The sequence below is a fragment of the Nonomuraea sp. B1E8 genome, assembly GCF_039871515.1.
Lineage (GTDB): Bacteria > Actinomycetota > Actinomycetes > Streptosporangiales > Streptosporangiaceae > Nonomuraea.
Genome location: NZ_JBDPLS010000010.1, coordinates 329462 through 344581, shown reverse-complemented (window position 1 = coordinate 344581; position 15120 = coordinate 329462). Strand labels below are relative to the sequence as shown.

12 protein-coding genes are annotated in these 15120 nt (G+C 71.8%); 4 read left to right on the top strand and 8 right to left on the bottom strand.

The annotated features are described in order from the left end of the window. Positions 1-15 precede the first annotated feature (15 nt). Genes ABGA98_RS31060 through ABGA98_RS31025 form a run of 8 tightly spaced genes read right to left on the bottom strand, consistent with a single transcriptional unit; the run spans position 16 to position 10140 of the window. Positions 16-2757, bottom strand: a complete 2742-nt coding sequence (locus ABGA98_RS31060; RefSeq protein ID WP_347621944.1) for an alpha-mannosidase — start codon at positions 2755-2757, stop codon at positions 16-18. After that, entirely contained in the window at positions 2754-3851 is a 1098-nt protein-coding gene (locus tag ABGA98_RS31055; protein WP_347621943.1) for a Gfo/Idh/MocA family oxidoreductase, read from the bottom strand. The genes ABGA98_RS31060 and ABGA98_RS31055 overlap by 4 nt, the downstream gene beginning before the upstream one ends. Positions 3852-3856: 5 nt before the next feature. Continuing rightward, positions 3857-4756 carry a TIM barrel protein gene (locus ABGA98_RS31050; RefSeq protein WP_347621942.1) on the bottom strand — a complete coding sequence of 300 codons (900 nt, stop codon included), beginning with the start codon at positions 4754-4756 and terminating at the stop codon, positions 3857-3859. A 25-nt stretch (positions 4757-4781) separates the two neighbouring features. Then, positions 4782-5966: a CehA/McbA family metallohydrolase gene (locus ABGA98_RS31045; RefSeq protein WP_347621941.1), complete on the bottom strand. Its 1185-nt coding sequence runs from the start codon at positions 5964-5966 to the stop codon at positions 4782-4784. Beyond that, positions 5963-7027 (bottom strand): ABC transporter ATP-binding protein, encoded by a 1065-nt coding sequence (locus ABGA98_RS31040; protein WP_347621940.1) that lies wholly within the window; start codon positions 7025-7027, stop codon positions 5963-5965. The genes ABGA98_RS31045 and ABGA98_RS31040 overlap by 4 nt, the downstream gene beginning before the upstream one ends. Further along, positions 7027-7845 (bottom strand): carbohydrate ABC transporter permease, encoded by an 819-nt coding sequence (locus ABGA98_RS31035; RefSeq protein WP_132631655.1) that lies wholly within the window; start codon positions 7843-7845, stop codon positions 7027-7029. Before ABGA98_RS31035 ends, ABGA98_RS31040 begins: the two co-directional genes overlap by 1 nt. Beyond that, entirely contained in the window at positions 7842-8774 is a 933-nt protein-coding gene (locus ABGA98_RS31030; protein ID WP_347621939.1) for a sugar ABC transporter permease, read from the bottom strand. Before ABGA98_RS31030 ends, ABGA98_RS31035 begins: the two co-directional genes overlap by 4 nt. Beyond that, the gene (locus ABGA98_RS31025) at positions 8749-10140 is read right to left on the bottom strand and encodes an extracellular solute-binding protein (RefSeq protein WP_347621938.1); all 1392 of its coding nucleotides are present in this window, start codon (positions 10138-10140) and stop codon (positions 8749-8751) included. The genes ABGA98_RS31030 and ABGA98_RS31025 overlap by 26 nt, the downstream gene beginning before the upstream one ends. A 242-nt stretch (positions 10141-10382) precedes the next feature. Here ABGA98_RS31025 and iolC point away from each other — a divergent pair, with 242 nt between their 5' ends. The 4 genes from iolC to iolD are packed head-to-tail and all read left to right on the top strand — an operon-like array spanning position 10383 to position 15048. Continuing rightward, positions 10383-11378, top strand: coding sequence for a 5-dehydro-2-deoxygluconokinase (gene iolC / locus ABGA98_RS31020; protein ID WP_347621937.1), 996 nt, complete (start codon positions 10383-10385; stop codon positions 11376-11378). Between the two features lie 5 nt (positions 11379-11383). Next, positions 11384-12280, top strand: a complete 897-nt coding sequence (locus tag ABGA98_RS31015) for a deoxyribose-phosphate aldolase (RefSeq protein ID WP_347621991.1) — start codon at positions 11384-11386, stop codon at positions 12278-12280. Then, entirely contained in the window at positions 12277-13158 is an 882-nt protein-coding gene (gene iolB, locus ABGA98_RS31010) for a 5-deoxy-glucuronate isomerase (protein WP_347621936.1), read from the top strand. Before ABGA98_RS31015 ends, iolB begins: the two co-directional genes overlap by 4 nt. Before the next feature lie 39 nt (positions 13159-13197). Next, positions 13198-15048 (top strand): 3D-(3,5/4)-trihydroxycyclohexane-1,2-dione acylhydrolase (decyclizing), encoded by a 1851-nt coding sequence (gene iolD / locus ABGA98_RS31005; protein WP_347621935.1) that lies wholly within the window; start codon positions 13198-13200, stop codon positions 15046-15048. The last annotated feature ends 72 nt before the right edge of the window (positions 15049-15120 follow it).

The window sequence follows — 15120 nt, the reverse complement described above, 5'->3', positions numbered from 1 at the left end:
TATGCGTTCTAAAGATTACCGAGAGTTGACGAGATGGATCGTGGCGATCTCCCAGGGCTTCAGTGGCAGGCGGAGGGTGCCGTCCGTGACCGGGAGGGGGTCGCCGGGGCGGCCGCGCAGGTCGGCGTGCGTGGCCTCGGTGAAGTCGCCGGTGATCACGGCCTCCGTGTCCCCGGGCGTGAGGGCGACCACCCGCAGTTCGTGCCGGCCGTCCCGGTCGCGCAGGGAGGTCATCGTCACGCCCTTGCCCGTCACCGTCAGGCCCGCCGCCGGTGCGGGCAGGGGGAGGTCCCGCGCGCCCTGGCCGGGCACCACCAGCAGGTCGTGGCGGAAGGCCTCCGCGTGGGGCCCGACCTCTTCCCACGACTCGTGGTACGGCATCAGCGCCAGGCTCACCTTGCGCACCCCGCGCGACTGCGCCGCAGGTGTCGGGAGCTGGGGCCCGGCCGGTTCGGGGCGGAGGGGGTTGCGGTTGCGTGACAGGTAGCCGACCGAGCGCAGCAGGGTGAGGGCCAGCTCCGAGCCGTCCACGACCTCATATTCCGTCACGTGTTCCAGCAGCGCCGCCACGCCGCCCGCGGCCACCCAGGAGGAGGCGGGGAAGGTGGGCAGCGGGGTCTCGCCGCAGCCGCCCTCCGAGGTCAGCCCGCGGGTGGTCACCGCGAACTGCCCCTCGGCGTACGACTGCGTGGCCCGGTCGGGCAGCGGCACGTGCAGGCGCACCCGGTGGTCGGCGCAGCGGTTGTCGAACTCGACGTCGAGCCGGACGAAGGGCTCGCCCGCGCGCAGCTCGACGCGGGTGGTGACGACGACGTCCTCGGCAGCGGGCGTCCGCGCGATGGCGGGGAGCTCCGGGGCTCCGTCGATGGCGCCGCCGGCGGCCGGCCACCGGTACGTGCGGCGCACGTCTGCCATGGCCACCAGCGGGCCTGAGGCGATCAGCTCGGTCTCGACCGACACCGGCTCGTCGACGATCAGGTCGGCCGGAGGGGGCGCGTAGTTGTAGGTGTCGCCGACGTCCCCGCCGTCCACGATGCGGCCGGCGCCCGTGACCGTCGTACCGTCCTGGCCGACCAGCGTGAGCGTGCCGTCGCGGGCGATCGTGACGCGCAGCAGGCCGTTGTCCAGCACCTCCTCGTCGCCGCGCACCGGCAGGGTGGCCGAGTCGGAGCTGAGCCAGCAGGACGGGTCGTGCTCGGAGGGCAGGCTGCTCTCCCGCGCGGGCGGGCCGAACACCTGCTCGTGCGGCGTGGGCCGGACGCTCGTGTGGCCCAGCGGCGGGACCTCGACCAGGGCGGCGACCGTGCGCCGGGGCTCGGCGACGATGCGGACGCGCGTCACGCCGTCGAGCTCGCCGCGCAGGTCGTCGACGTCGAAGACCACCTGCGTCTCGTGGGCCACGGTGAACGTCAGCGTGCCGTCCTCGACCGACCAGGACGTGATCTGCTGGCCGTACAGCTCGGTGCCGTGGACGAAGCTCAGCGCGGTGGCCGGGTCCATCTCGTCGTCCAGCAGCAGCGTGGCGGCGTATTCCAGCGGCTGGACGGGCACGGCCGCGCCCGAGGCGTCCACCAGCGGGTGGTGGCCGGCCACGTCCACGAGGACCACGCCGCGCCTGGGGGCGGGTGTCGGGTTGACGACGAGCACGCCGTCGGACGGCACCGTGCCGGCCAGCCGGGCGGTCACCATGTCGCGCACGGCCTGCCCGAGGTGCTCGGCCTCGGCGATGCGCGCGGCGACCTGCTGGGCGGTGTCGTCGACGCCGCATCCGGTCACGGAGTCGTGGCCGCTGGCGTCCACCAGCCGCCACCAGGCCATGTCGAGGAAACGCCCGGGCCACTCCTCGCCCCAGAGCGTGGCCAGTGGTTCGGCGTAGCGCTCGACCATCCGCTCGGCGCGGCCCATGGCCTGCTTGACGTGGGCGCGGACGGAGATGACGCCGGGGAGGATGTTGGCGCGCGCGTGCGAGCGGAGCTCGCCGCGTACCTCGGGCAGGCCGTCCACCTCACCCGAATAAGCCCCTATATATCCGGACAAGGTGTCCATACGGGCGCCGATCGCCGCCACCATCTCCGGCAACCCTCGTACGGGCGCGGAGTGGTCGGTGCCGTACATCGCCAGCAGCGAGCCCTCCGGCCCGTGCCACTCGCGCATCGTCCTCGTGAACGCGGCCGCCCGTTCCTTCAGTCCCGCCGGGTCGTGGAAGAGATGGGCCCCGTTGCCGTAGCCGCCGGCGGGCAGGTACTGCGTGCGCAGCGCCGTGCCGTCGGGCGCGACCCAGGCGAAGGCGTCGGTGGTCACCGAGGACGGCACCCCACGGTAGACGCAGGCGTGCAGCAGCCCCGCCCGGCGCAGGATCTGCGGCATCTGCGCCGCGTGCCCGAACATGTCGGGCAGGTAGCCGACCGGCATGGCCCCGCCGAGCTTGTCGGCCCTGGCCATGCCGAGTTCGAGGTTGCGGACGATGTTCTCGCCCGAGCACAGGAACTCGTCGAGCAGGATCTGCCACGGTCCCACCGCCAGGCGCCCCGACTCGACCAGCGCGGCCACCCGGTCGCGGTTCTCCGGGCGCACCTCCAGGTAGTCGTCCACGCAGGCGAGCTGCCCGTCGAGGGTGAAGTGGTAGGCGGGCTCGCGCTCCATCGTGTCGAGCACCTCGTCGAGCAGCGCCACGAGGCGCAGCCTGAACCGCTGGAACGGTTCGTACCACTCCCGGTCCCAGTGCGTGTGCGGTACGACCACGATCTCCGTGCTCACGCTGCCTCCCCTCCTATGGGCAGTCCATGTTGTACGGCGTAGCGGGCGGCGATCCGCTGGGCCGTCACGATGTCCTCGAGCGCGCCGCCCGCGTCGGTGAGCGGCGGCTCGCCATCGTTCACGAAAGCATGGAAGGCGGCCAGTTGTACTTCGAACGCCTCGGTCACCTCGCGCCAATGGGTGCGGCTCTCGCCGCCCTCGCCGCTCCCGTCGCCGGAGACGACGGTGAGCGTGGTGGGGGCGTTCATCAGGTAGGGCGCGGGGAAGACCAGTTCCAGCGAGCCCCTGTCGTGGTGAATGGCCACGGTCTCGCGGTAGGCGGGGTAGTCCTCCAGGTAGTGCCAGCGGATCTGGAACCGGCCGTGGACGGGCAGCGGGCCGGAGATCTCGATGGATCCGGGCGCGGGTCCCCACGTCTCAACGTGCGAGATTTCGGTGGGCGACCCGGTGAAGCGCCTCAAGAGCGACAAGTCGTGGCATATGGAGCCGAGCGCCACTCCGTACAGGTTCCGCACCGGCTCCGGCGCCGACTCCCCCAGCGCCCGCGAGACGAGGTCGCCCTCGGCGGCCCGCAGCGAGGCGAGCAGCCCGGGATCCACGTCACGGGCCTGCGTCAGGTTGGCGAAGGCGAGCTGCGACTCCCCGCTCGGGTGCAGCACGACCACCTCGACCGACCTGATCGCCTCGGGCCCGCCCAGCTCCGCCAGCAGCTTCTCGGCCCTGCGCACCGCCGGGTCGTACTGCTTCATGTAGCCGACCATCAGCCGCCCCTCGGGCAGCGCCGCCACCTCGGCCCTGGTCAGGGCGAGCGGCTTCTCGCACAGGACGGCGTACCCGGCGTTCATCGCCTGCCGCACGGCCTCGCCATGCGAGCCGGACGCCAGCATGACGACGGCGTCGAAGCCGCCGTCGGCCAGCATCTCCTCCAGGGCGGTGTACCGCCTGGCGGCCCCCAGCCGGTCGCCCACCGCGTCGGCCAGCGTCCGCGACAGGTCGCAGACGGCGCTCACCTCGAACAGGTCACGCCGCCTCGACAACAACGGCACATAGACCGCCTGGGTGACGGCTCCGCAGCCCACCAGGGCGATTCTCACCTGTGTCAAAGTCCCAGTTCCCTCAGTCGCTCGCGGTTGGCGGCCTGGTCGGCGATGTTCTGGGCGACCGTGCGGCGGCCCGGCAGCGTGTCCTGCTCGACGATGACCCAGCCCTCGTAGCCGATCTCGTCGAGCGCCGCGATCACCCCGGGCAGGTCCAGCTCGCCCTCGCCGAGGGAGGAGAACCCGCCGCGGCCCATGAGCTCGCGCAGGTCGACGCCGTCGTCCAGGGCCTGGGCCAGGATCTTGGTGTCGCCGTCCTTGATGTGCACGTGGCCGACCCGGCCGGCCCACTCGCGCAGCTTCGTCACCGGGTCTCCCCCGCCCAGCAGCAGGTGGCCGGTGTCGAGGCAGAGCTCGACGTCGGTCAGCTCCAGCAGCCGCTCCACGTCGTCGGGGGTCTCGACGTACGTGCCGAGGTGAGGGTGGAAGGCGGGCTCGAACCCGCGCTCGCGGCACCGGCCGACCGCCTCCTGCACGCGGGCGGCGTAGCCGGGCCACTCGGAGGACGGCAACCCTGGAACGCTCCCACCAGGGCGGGCGAACCTCTCGGGCGAGCCGGAGCAGCCCAGCGTGGGCCGCGGCGCCAGCTGCTCGGGCGCCGGCGGCGCGGCGGCGAACACGTCGAGCGTCCTCTCCAGCGCGGTCAGTCCCTTGCGGAACTCCTCGGCGTCGTTGTAGCGCAGGTCGGCCCAACCGCCGGCGAGCAGCATGCCGTCGAGCCGTTCCGCAAGGTCGTGGCTGGTGCCGAGGTAACCCACCGGACCCAGATCGATGCCCTCGTAACCGGCCTCGGACAGCGCGCCGACCATCTCGCCGGCGTTCAGCGGCGGGGGCGCGTCGCTCAGCTCGAACACGCCGAAACTCACCGGCGCGTTGGCGACCTTCCGCACTCGCGTGCTCATGACCTCACTCCGTTCGTCGGCACGTTCACTCGCATAGCGCCATCACCTCGTTCTCGTACGTTTCCAGCCGGTGGCGGCCGCCGGACGCGGGCAGGAGCGTACGGTCACCGCGGACGACCCGCCGCCGCCCGTCGGGGGCCACCAGCACCAGGCCGTCGGCGTCCAGCGCGAGCAGCTCGTCGCCCAGCCTGAGCAGCAGCGGCCCGTCGGGCCCGGCGGAGACGGCGGTGCGCCCCGCACGCACGCCGTCGAGCACCGTGGTGGTGTCCTCGGCCAGCACCCACGTCGTCGGGGCGCCGGGCAGGCCGTCGGAACCGTGGCGGTGGAAGTCGCTGCCGCCGATCACGGTCAGGTCGTGGCGCCAGGCGTCGGCCCAGGCCAGCGGCGCGCCCCAGCGGCGGTCCCACCAGCCGGAGTGCCACACTTCGGCGATCGCGGGCCGGCGCTCGATCGGCAGCAGCCAGGCGCAGTCGCCGCCGAGCGGGTGGTTGACGGACATCAGCCCGCCCGCGCGCTCGGCGTGCTCGGCCCAGGAGTCCGCGGGCTGCCGGAAGTCCACCCAGCCGACGTCGCCGAACACGTTCGCGTGGCCCCGGTCGGTCGTGACCTCCTGGCCGGGGATGAGCGTGATCTCGCGGTCGATCTTGGCCAGCCAGGGGTGGTGGCTGACGGTGTTGTGGTCGGTGACGGCCAGGAAGTCGAGCCCTCTACCGTGGGCGAGCTCGGCCAGCTCGGGAATGCTGAGCCCGCCGTCGCTGTGCAGGGTGTGGGCGTGGAAGTCGCCCGCGAACCACCGCAGCCCGCCGGCGTCGGGGATGGCGCGCCGCGCCGGGCGCTCGCCGTGCGGCGGCTCCGCCACGGCCGGCTCCGGTGGCGCGACGGTCGCGGTGGTGACCTCCAGCGTGTAGTCGAGGCCCTGCGGCGGGATGCGGTGCAGCCGCAGCCACACGTGCCACGTGCCCGGCTCGGGCTCGCCCGGCAAGTAGCCGGGGGTCGCCCAGTCCTCGCTGATCGTGTACGTGTCACGCGCGCCGCCCGACCAGCCGCGGAACCCGGCGGGTGAGCCGCACCCGAGGTCGATGACGCCCTGCGACCTGTCGTACGCCAGCCGCACGGTCACGGCGGCCGTGCCCGCGCTCACCTCGAAGGGCACCTCGCGCAGGATCTGCTCCAGCCTGTCGTCCAGGCTCCAGTGGCCTTCGATGATCACACCAGCTCACCGTCCCGGTAGACGAGGGCCCGGTCGCGGCGGGGCAGCGCGTGGCCGTCGTCGCCGACGGCGGGCTCGCTGCCCTCGGGCACGACGGCCTGCACCAGCACGTCGTTGACGTCCAGGGTCACGAGGTGGGACGCGCCCAGGTTCTCCACGATGGCCACCTTCCCGCTCAGCGCGCCCTCGGCGGGCCCGGCCGAGTAGGCCATGTACTCCGGCCGCACGCCGTAGACGATCTTCTCCCCGTCGGTCAGCCGGCCCTCGGCGGCGGCCGGGACCGCCACCTTGCAGCCCGCGACCTCCAGCGTGTCACCTCGTACGGTGCCATCCAGCAGGTTCATCGGCGTCGAGCCGATGAAGCCCGCCACGAACGTGTTGGCCGGCCGCTGGAACACCTCGGCCGGGGTGCCGATCTGCCGGATGTGCCCGTTCTCCATGACGGCCATCCGGTCGGCCATGGCCAGCGCCTCGGCCTGGTCGTGGGTGACGAAGACGGTGGTGACGCCCAGCTCCCGCTGGAGCTTCTTGAGGAACGTCCGGGCTTCGAGCCGCAGGCGGGCGTCGAGGTTGGACAGCGGCTCGTCGAACAGGAACGCCTGCGCCTGCGTGGCCATGACCCTGGCCAGCGCGACCCGCTGCTGCTGGCCGCCCGACAACTGCCCGGGCCGGCGGTCCATGAGGTGGTCGAGGCCGAGCCGCGCGCCGACCTCCTCCGCCTTCTCGCGGCGCGCGCCCTTGGCGACCTTCTTGATCCGCAGCGGGTAGGCGATGTTGTCCGTGACGTCCATGTGCGGGAACAGCGCGTAGTCCTGGAAGACCATCGCGACGTCGCGGCCGCCCGGCTGCACCCCGGTCACGTCGCGGTCGCCGATGACGACGGCGCCGCCGGTGGCCGTCTCCAGGCCGGCGATCGTGCGCAGCAGGGTCGTCTTGCCGCAGCCGGAGGGGCCGAGCAGGGCGAAGAACTCGCCGTCGGGGATGTCGAGGTCGAGTGAGTCGAGCGCTTTCACCCCGCCGGGATAGACCTTGGTCAGCCCGCGTAGTTCGATGGCGGCCATTAACGCTTGATCCCTCCGTGGAAGCGGAAGCCGTACTTCTTGCTGACGAACAGGTACATGAGCACCACGGGAATCGAGTAGAGCAGGCCGAACGTGGACAACATGCTGAGGTTGGCCTGGCCGCCCTCGGTGTAGAGCGTGTACGTGATCACCGCGGCCGGCTGCTTCTCGACGTCGCTCAGCAGCAGGTACGGCATCAGGAAGTTCCCCCACACGTTGGCCAGCGACCACACTCCGATCGTGGCCAGCCCGGGGCGTACCACCGGAACGACCACGTGGCGGACGATCTGCAGCGGCGAGGCCCCGAAGACCCGCGCCGACTCCTCGTAGGACTTCGGCGTGGAGTCCATGAAGTCCTTCAGCATGAAGATCGCCGCGGGCAGCAGGCCGCCGGTCAGGATGAGGATCAGCCCGAGCTGCGAGTCGATCAGGTTCAGCTCGACCGCGAGCTGGAACAGCGGCACCATGGCCGCCGTGCCCGTGATGATCGACGACAGCAGCAGCAGCGCGTAGAGCAGGGCGTCCCGGCCGGGCAGCCGCACCCGGCTCAGCGCGTACGCGGCCAGCGCCGCGAGCAGCACGACCAGCACGGCGGTGCCGACGGACAGGATGAGGGAGTTGTAGAGCGACGGCAGCGCGTACGGGTGCTCGACGACCGCCTGGAAGTTGTCCCAGGTGAAGTCGGGCACCTTGACCTCGTACGACGGGTCGGAGGTGAACGGCGCGGTCACCAGCCACAACAGCGGGATGGTGAAGAAGGCCAGCAGCACCGCGATGAGCGTGCAGAAGCCGATCCGGCCCAGGACGAAGCGCGTCATTTCTTGCTCCGGAGCAGCCGCAGGTAGAACACCGCGACGACCAGGTTGATCAGCAGGATGATCGTGGACACGGCGGCGCCGTACCCCAGCTCGCCGCTCTGCAGCGCGACCTTGTACACGTGCACGGCCAGCACCTCGGACCGGCCGTCGGGGCCGCCGGCGGTGATGAGGAACGGGGAGAAGTCGTTGAACGTCCACAGGCTGATGAGCAGCAGGTTGGTCAGGATGTGACCGCGGATGTGCGGGAAGACGACGTCCCTGAGCTGCTGCCAGCCGGAGGCCCCGGCCAGGCGGGCGCTCTCCAGGTGGGAGGGCGGCACGTTGCCGAGCGCGGCGCCGTACAACATCATCGAGAACGCGGTGCCGCGCCAGGTGTTGAAGATGATGATCGACAACATCGGGTGGTCGAGCAGCCACGGGAAGCCGGGGATGCCGAGCAGCGCGTTGAGCGTGCCGCCGTCGCGGTCGAGCAGCGCCACCCACAGGAACGACACGACGGCGCTCGGCAGGATCCAGGCCAGGATGACCAGGCCCTCGACCAGCCGCTTGAGCGGTCCGGCACGGTCGCGCAACATCCAGGCGATCGAGAAGCCGAGCACGACCTGGCCGATGACGGCCGAGCCGAGCACGAACTGCAGGGTCAGCCAGGTCGAGTTCCAGAACGTGGGGTTGGAGACCGCGTCGAGGAGGTTGGCGAGCCCGACGAACTGCGGCTCGGCCGCGGCGGCGCCGGTCAGGCGGTAGTTGGTGAGCCCCAGGTAGAGCACCCAGAGCGCGGGGAACACGAGGAAGGCGGCGATGAGCAGCAGGGCGGGGGCGACGAACGCCCCTGCCCGCAGGTTGCCCAGGCCCGCCGCGTCAGAGCTGTAGCCGCGGCGGGTCCGCTCGTCTTCCTTGACGACCTCAGGAGGCGATGTTGCCTGCGCCACCGACGATTCCTTCGAGTTTCTTCTGGTAGTCGGCCGCCGCCTGGTCGGGCGCGGTGCCACCGACCACGGCCGCGGTGGCCTCCTGCAGCGCCGCCGACACCTGCGGGTAGACGGCGACGGGCGGCCGGTAGGCCGTCACCGGCAGCACCTTCTCGGAGATGAAGGTGAGCAGCGGCTCGCCGGCGAGGATCTCCTTGTTGACATCGGTGCGCGGGGTGACGCGTACGTTGCCGTCCTTGGTCTCCTCCTTCAGCGCCTCGGGCGAGAGCGTGAAGGTCAGCAGCTCGAAGGCCTCCTTCGGGTGCTCGCTGTTGGGGTTGACCGTGCGCAGGGCGCCGCCTGACATGCTGACGAAGTCCTGGCCGCGCAGGCCCTTGCCGGGCTCCATCGCGGGGATCATGGCGTAGCCGACGACCTGGTCGCGGTCGTCCATCTTCGCCACGCCGGTCTTGGGGTTGACGACGCCGCGCCAGAAGTAGTCGCCCTCCATCAGGATGCCGACCTTGCCCTCGGCGAACTGCTGGAACGACTTGTCGCGGCCCTTGGCCTCCTGCTGGAGCTTGGGGTCACCGAGGCCGCCGCCGTAGATCTTCTGGTAGAGGCCGAGCGCGTCCTTCAGCGCCTGGGAGGCGCCCGTCCACTTGCCGTCCTGCTGCACCTCGCCGCCCGCGCCGGCGAGCAGCGGCAGCACGCCCTGCATCGAGGTGGCCTCGCCCATGGCGGTGCCGGCGTTGATCTGGATCGGCACGGGCACGCCGGCGGACTTCAGCTTCGTCCCCGCGTCGATGATCTCCTGCCAGCTCTTCGGCTGCCAGTCGGCGGGCAGCCCGGCCTTCTGGAAGAGCGTCTTGTTGAAGTAGAGCACCCGGCCGTCGGTGCCGACCGGCAGGGCGTACTTCTTGCCGTTGAACTCGGCCATGCCCTGGACGGCCTCGGGGATCTGCGACCAGCCGTCCCAGCTTTCGGCCTCCGGCCCGACCAGCTCCGGCAGCGGCTTGATGTAGCCCGCCTCGGCGAACTCGCCGGCCCAGATGCCGTCGATGTCCATGACGTCCGCGCCCTTGCCTGACTTGAGGTCGAGGGAGAGCTTGGTCTTGTACTGTTCGTCGTCGACTCCGCTGGGGACGAACTTGACCGTGACGTCCTTTCCCTTCGCCTTCTGGGCGGCCTCGAACTTGGGGATCACCCAGTCCTCGATGAAGGTCGCTCCGGCGGCGTTCTTGCCGCCCTTGATGGCGTTCTGGGTGATCGTCAGCTCGATGGCCTCACCCTCGCCTCCGCCGGACGACTGGCCGCACGCGGCGAGCCCCAGCCCGGCCGCGGCGAGGACCGCGACCACTCCCAGCGACCGTTTCCGCTCTGCCATGCATACCCTCCGACATGTCCTTAGGGGAGGAAGCCATGGGCCAATATGTCATGACATGCATATGACGTAAAGGCCCGCCCAAATCGCCGGGCCACGCTTCCGGACGTGCCCGTACGCTGTGCCTTTGCCCGAAGGAGAGGCTCAGCCGCGAGGATGGGCACGTCAGGCAACATAGCGGACATCCGAATGTCATGACAATATGCCATAGTGTCGAGAGAAGCCTCACCCTGGAGGTGCGTCAGGTGCAGACCCCGCTCCCCGCGACAGGCCGCCCGCCCGGGCCCGCCGTGCACGACCTGATCACGATCGGCCGCTGCGGCGTCGACGTCTACCCGCTGCAGACCGGCGTCGGGCTGGCCGACGTCGAGACCTTCGGCAAGTTCCTCGGCGGCAGCCCGACGAACGTCGCCGTGGCCGCGGCGCGCCACGGGCTGCGCCCGGCCGTGATCACCGCCGTGGGAGCCGATCCCTTCGGGGACTTCGTCCGGCGGGCGATCCGCGGTTTCGGCGTCGACGACGCCTACGTGAGCACCATCGAAGGCCCGCCCACGCCCGTCACGTTCTGCGAGATCTTCCCTCCCGACCACTTCCCGATCTACTTCTACCGCGGCGAGCATCCGCCCGACCTGCGCATCTCCCCCGACCTCCTCGACCTCGACGCCATCGCGGCCACCAGCCTGTTCTGGTTCTCGCTGACCGGCCTGAGCAAGGAGCCGAGCGCCGCGGCCCACGCCGCCGCCCTGTCGGCGCGCACCACGGGCTGGACGGTGTTCGACCTCGACTACCGGCCCAGCCTGTGGCCGTCGCGGGAGGCGGCGTACGAGGCGGCGAGCCGGGCGCTGCCCCACACGAACGTCGCGGTCGGCAACCTCGACGAGGTGGAGACCGCGGTCGGCGTACGCGACCCGGAGGCCGCGGCTCAGGCGCTGCTGGACGCCGGGGTGAAGGTCGCCATCGTGAAGATGGGCCCGGAAGGGGTTTTCGCCCGCACCGCCGAGGAGAGCGTCCTGGTGGAGCCCGTGGAGGTGAAGGTGGTCAACGGCATCGGAGCCGGCGACGCGTTCGGCGGCGCCCTCTGCCTCGGCCTGCTGCGCGGCTGGCCGCTGGAGCACACGATCCGCTTCGCCAACGCCGCAGGCGCCTTCGTGGCCGCCCGCCTGGCCTGCGCCGACGCCATGCCGGCGACGGCGGACGTGGAGGACCTGCTGAACGGCACCGAGAACGGGGATCGCTCTTGAGCGACATCACGCTGCCCAGAGCCGCCGGATACACGCGGCTCACCCACATCCGCGCCACCAAGCCGGAGGAGATCGCCGAGGCGGCGGCCCGGCGGCAGCGACGCGGAATGCCCGGCGAGGGCGAGCGGCTGCTCATCATCGCCGCCGACCACCCCGCCAGGGGGGCGCTGGCCGTACGCGACCGCCCGCTGGCCATGGCCAGCCGCGCCGACCTGCTCGGCCGCCTCCAGACCGCGCTGGCCAGGCCGGGCGTCGACGGCATCCTGGCCGCCCCCGACGTGCTGGAGGACCTGCTCCTGCTGGGGGCGCTGGAGGGCAAGCTGGCCTTCGGCTCCATGAACAGGGGCGGCCTGCAGGGCTCGGTCTTCGAGCTGGACGACCGCTTCACCGGCTTCGACGCCGCGGCGATCGACACGATGCGCCTCGACGGCGGCAAGATGCTCTGCCGCATCGACCCCGGCGACCACGCGACCGTGACGACGCTGGAATCGTGCGCCCGCGCGGTCACCGACCTGGCCCGCAGGCGCCTGGTCGCCATGGTGGAGCCGTTCTGGTCGCTGCGCTCGGAGACGGGCGCCGTCCGCAACGACCTGTCGCCCGACGCCGTGATCCGCGCGATCAGCGTCGCCCAGGCGCTCGGCGTGACCTCGGCCTACACCTGGCTCAAGATCCCCGCAGTTCCGGAGATGGAGCGGGTGATGGCGGCCACCACCCTGCCCGCCCTGCTGCTCGGCGGCGACCCACCGGACATCGACGCCGCCTACGCCGACTGGGACCGCGCGCTCGGCCTGCCGGGCGTGCGGGGACTCGTCGTCGGGCGCGCTCTGCTCTACCCTCCGGACGACGACGTAGCAACCGCCGTGGACGGCGCCGCCGCCCTGGTTCGAGAGGCCCGCGCATGACATACCTTCCGTACGGCAAGTCCGCCAACGGCCCCTGGGCGGTGGAGATCACCCCGTCCCTGGCCGGATGGACCTATTCGGGCCTGCGCGTCGCGAACCTGGCCGACGCCACCGTCTCGTTCGACACGGGCGAGGAGGAGATGCTCGTGCTCCCCCTGTCGGGCTCGTGCACGGTCGCCCTCGCCCCATCCGCCTCCCCGCCGCCCGGCACGCAGGGGCCCGATGCGGTGACGTACGAGCTGGCCGGGCGTTCCTCCGTGTTCGACGGCCCGTCCGACTTCGTCTACCTTCCGATCGGCGCCCACGTGACGCTCAGGGGCGACGGGCGCATCGCGCTGCCCTCGGCCCGCGCCACCCGCGCGCTGGAGCCCCGCCACGTGCCCGCCGCCGACGTCTCCGTGGAGATCAGGGGCGCGGGCCAGGCCAGCCGCCAGGTGAACAACTTCTGCGCCCCCGACGCCTTCGACTGCGACAAGCTCATGGCCGTCGAAGTGCTCACCCCCGGCGGGAACTGGTCGTCCTACCCGCCGCACAAGCACGACACCCCCAACCCGGGCGAGGCCGTGCTGGAGGAGATCTACTACTTCGAGGTCGCCGGCCGGGGCCTCGGCTACCAGCGCGTCTACTCCTCGGAACGCGGCCGGATCGACACCCTGGCCGAGGTCTCGTCCGGCGACGTCGTGCTGGTCCCGTACGGCTACCACGGGCCCTCCATGGCCGCGCCCGGCTACGACCTCTACTATCTGAACGTCCTGGCAGGCCCGGCGGAGCAGCGCTCGATGGCGTTCTGCGACGACCCCGGCCACGCCTGGATCCGCTCGTCGTGGGACTCCCAGCCCATCGACCCGAGACTTCCGTTCGGGAGGACACATGACTGAGCTTGCCGAGGTCTCCTCGGGGCCGGCGAAGGAGGTCTCATGACCACCCGGCTGACCGTGGCACAGGCCGTGGTGCGGTTCCTGGCGCAGCAGTGGAGCGAGCGCGACGGCGTGGAGCGGCGGTTCTTCGGCGGCTGCGCCGGCATCTTCGGCCACGGCAACGTCGCCGGCCTCGGCCAGGCGCTGGCCACCTCCGCCGACGACCTGCCCTATTTCCTGACCCGCAACGAGCAGGCGATGGTGCACACCGCCGCCGCCTACGCCCGCGCCGCCAACCGGCTGACGACCCTGGCCTGCACCACCTCGATCGGCCCCGGCGCGACCAACATGGTCACCGGCGCGGCCGGCGCGACGATCAACCGGCTGCCCGTGCTGCTGCTGCCCGGCGACATCTTCTCCACCCGCGTGGCGAGCCCGGTGCTGCAGGAGCTGGAGGACACGCGCTCCTACGACATCTCGGTCAACGACTGCTTCAAGCCGGTCTCCCGCTTCTGGGACCGGATCAACCGCCCCGAGCAGCTCCCGTCCGCGCTGCTGGCCGCCATGCGGGTGCTCACCGACCCCGCCGAGACCGGCGCGGTGACGCTGGCGCTGCCGCAGGACGTCCAGGCGGAGGCGTTCGACTGGCCGGACGAGCTGTTCGCCCGCCGCGTGTGGCACGTTCCCCGGCCGCGCCCCGAGCGCGCCGCCCTGGCCAGGGCGGCCGAGCTGATCACCTCGGCCGAGCGCCCGCTGATCGTCGCGGGCGGCGGCGCGATCTACAGCGAGGCCACGGACGAGTTGCGCGCCTTCGCCGAGGCGCACGGCATCCCGGTCGCCGAGACCCAGGCGGGCAAGGGCGCGCTCCCCCACGGCCATCCCCTCGCGATGGGCGCCGTCGGCGCCACGGGCACCACCGCCGCCAACACCCTGGCCCGCGAGGCCGACGTGATCATCGGCGTGGGCACCCGCTACAGCGACTTCACCACCGCCTCCCGGACGATCTTCGCCCCCGGCGCGCGGTTCGTGAACGTCAACATCACCGGCTTCGACGCCGCCAAGCTGTCCGGCCTGCAACTGGTCGCCGACGCCCGCGAGGCACTGGCCGACCTGGGCCAGGCGTGCGCGGGATGGAGCACGCCACCCGCCTACCGCGCCCAGGCCGCCGAGCTCACCCGCGCCTGGGACGCCGCTGTCGACGCGGCGTACGCGCTGGAGGGCTCGCCGCTGCCGCAGTCGGCGGTGATCGGCGCGGTCAACGCGGCGGCCGGCGACGACGGCGTGGTCGTGTGCGCGGCCGGATCCATGCCCGGCGACCTGCACAAACTCTGGCGGCCCAGCGGCCCGGGCAGCTACCACGTCGAGTACGGCTACTCCTGCATGGGCTACGAGATCGCGGGCGGCCTGGGCGTCAAGATGGCGGCGCCCGAGCGCGAGGTGTTCGTGCTCGTGGGTGACGGCTCCTACCTCATGATGGCTCAGGAACTGGTCACGGCCGTCTCCGAGGGCATCAAGCTGATCGTCGTCCTGGTCGACAACTCCGGTTTCGCCTCCATCGGCCGCCTGTCCGAGAGCGTCGGCGCCGAGCGGCTCGGCACCTCCTACGCCCGCCGCGACGGCAACCCGCTCCCCGTCGACCTGGCCGCCAACGCGGCCAGCCTCGGCGCCTCGGTGCTGCGCCCCGAATCGGTCGCCGACCTGCGCAAGGCGCTCGACGCGGCCCGGTCGGCGACGGAGACCACCGTGATCCACGTAAGCACCGACCGGCTGGCGGACGACGCACCCTCGTCGGAGGCCTGGTGGGACGTGCCCGTGGCGCAGGTGGCGACGACGAGCGCCACCTACGCCGCGCGGGAGGCGTACGAGTCCGGCAAGCGCTCCCAGCGCCCGCACCTCGCCCCGCCGGCCTGACCTGGGTTGCCCCCGATCTTCCGAGGGAAGGCCTCTGACCAGGCACGATCGAGGGGTGGGGCATGGGGCCGT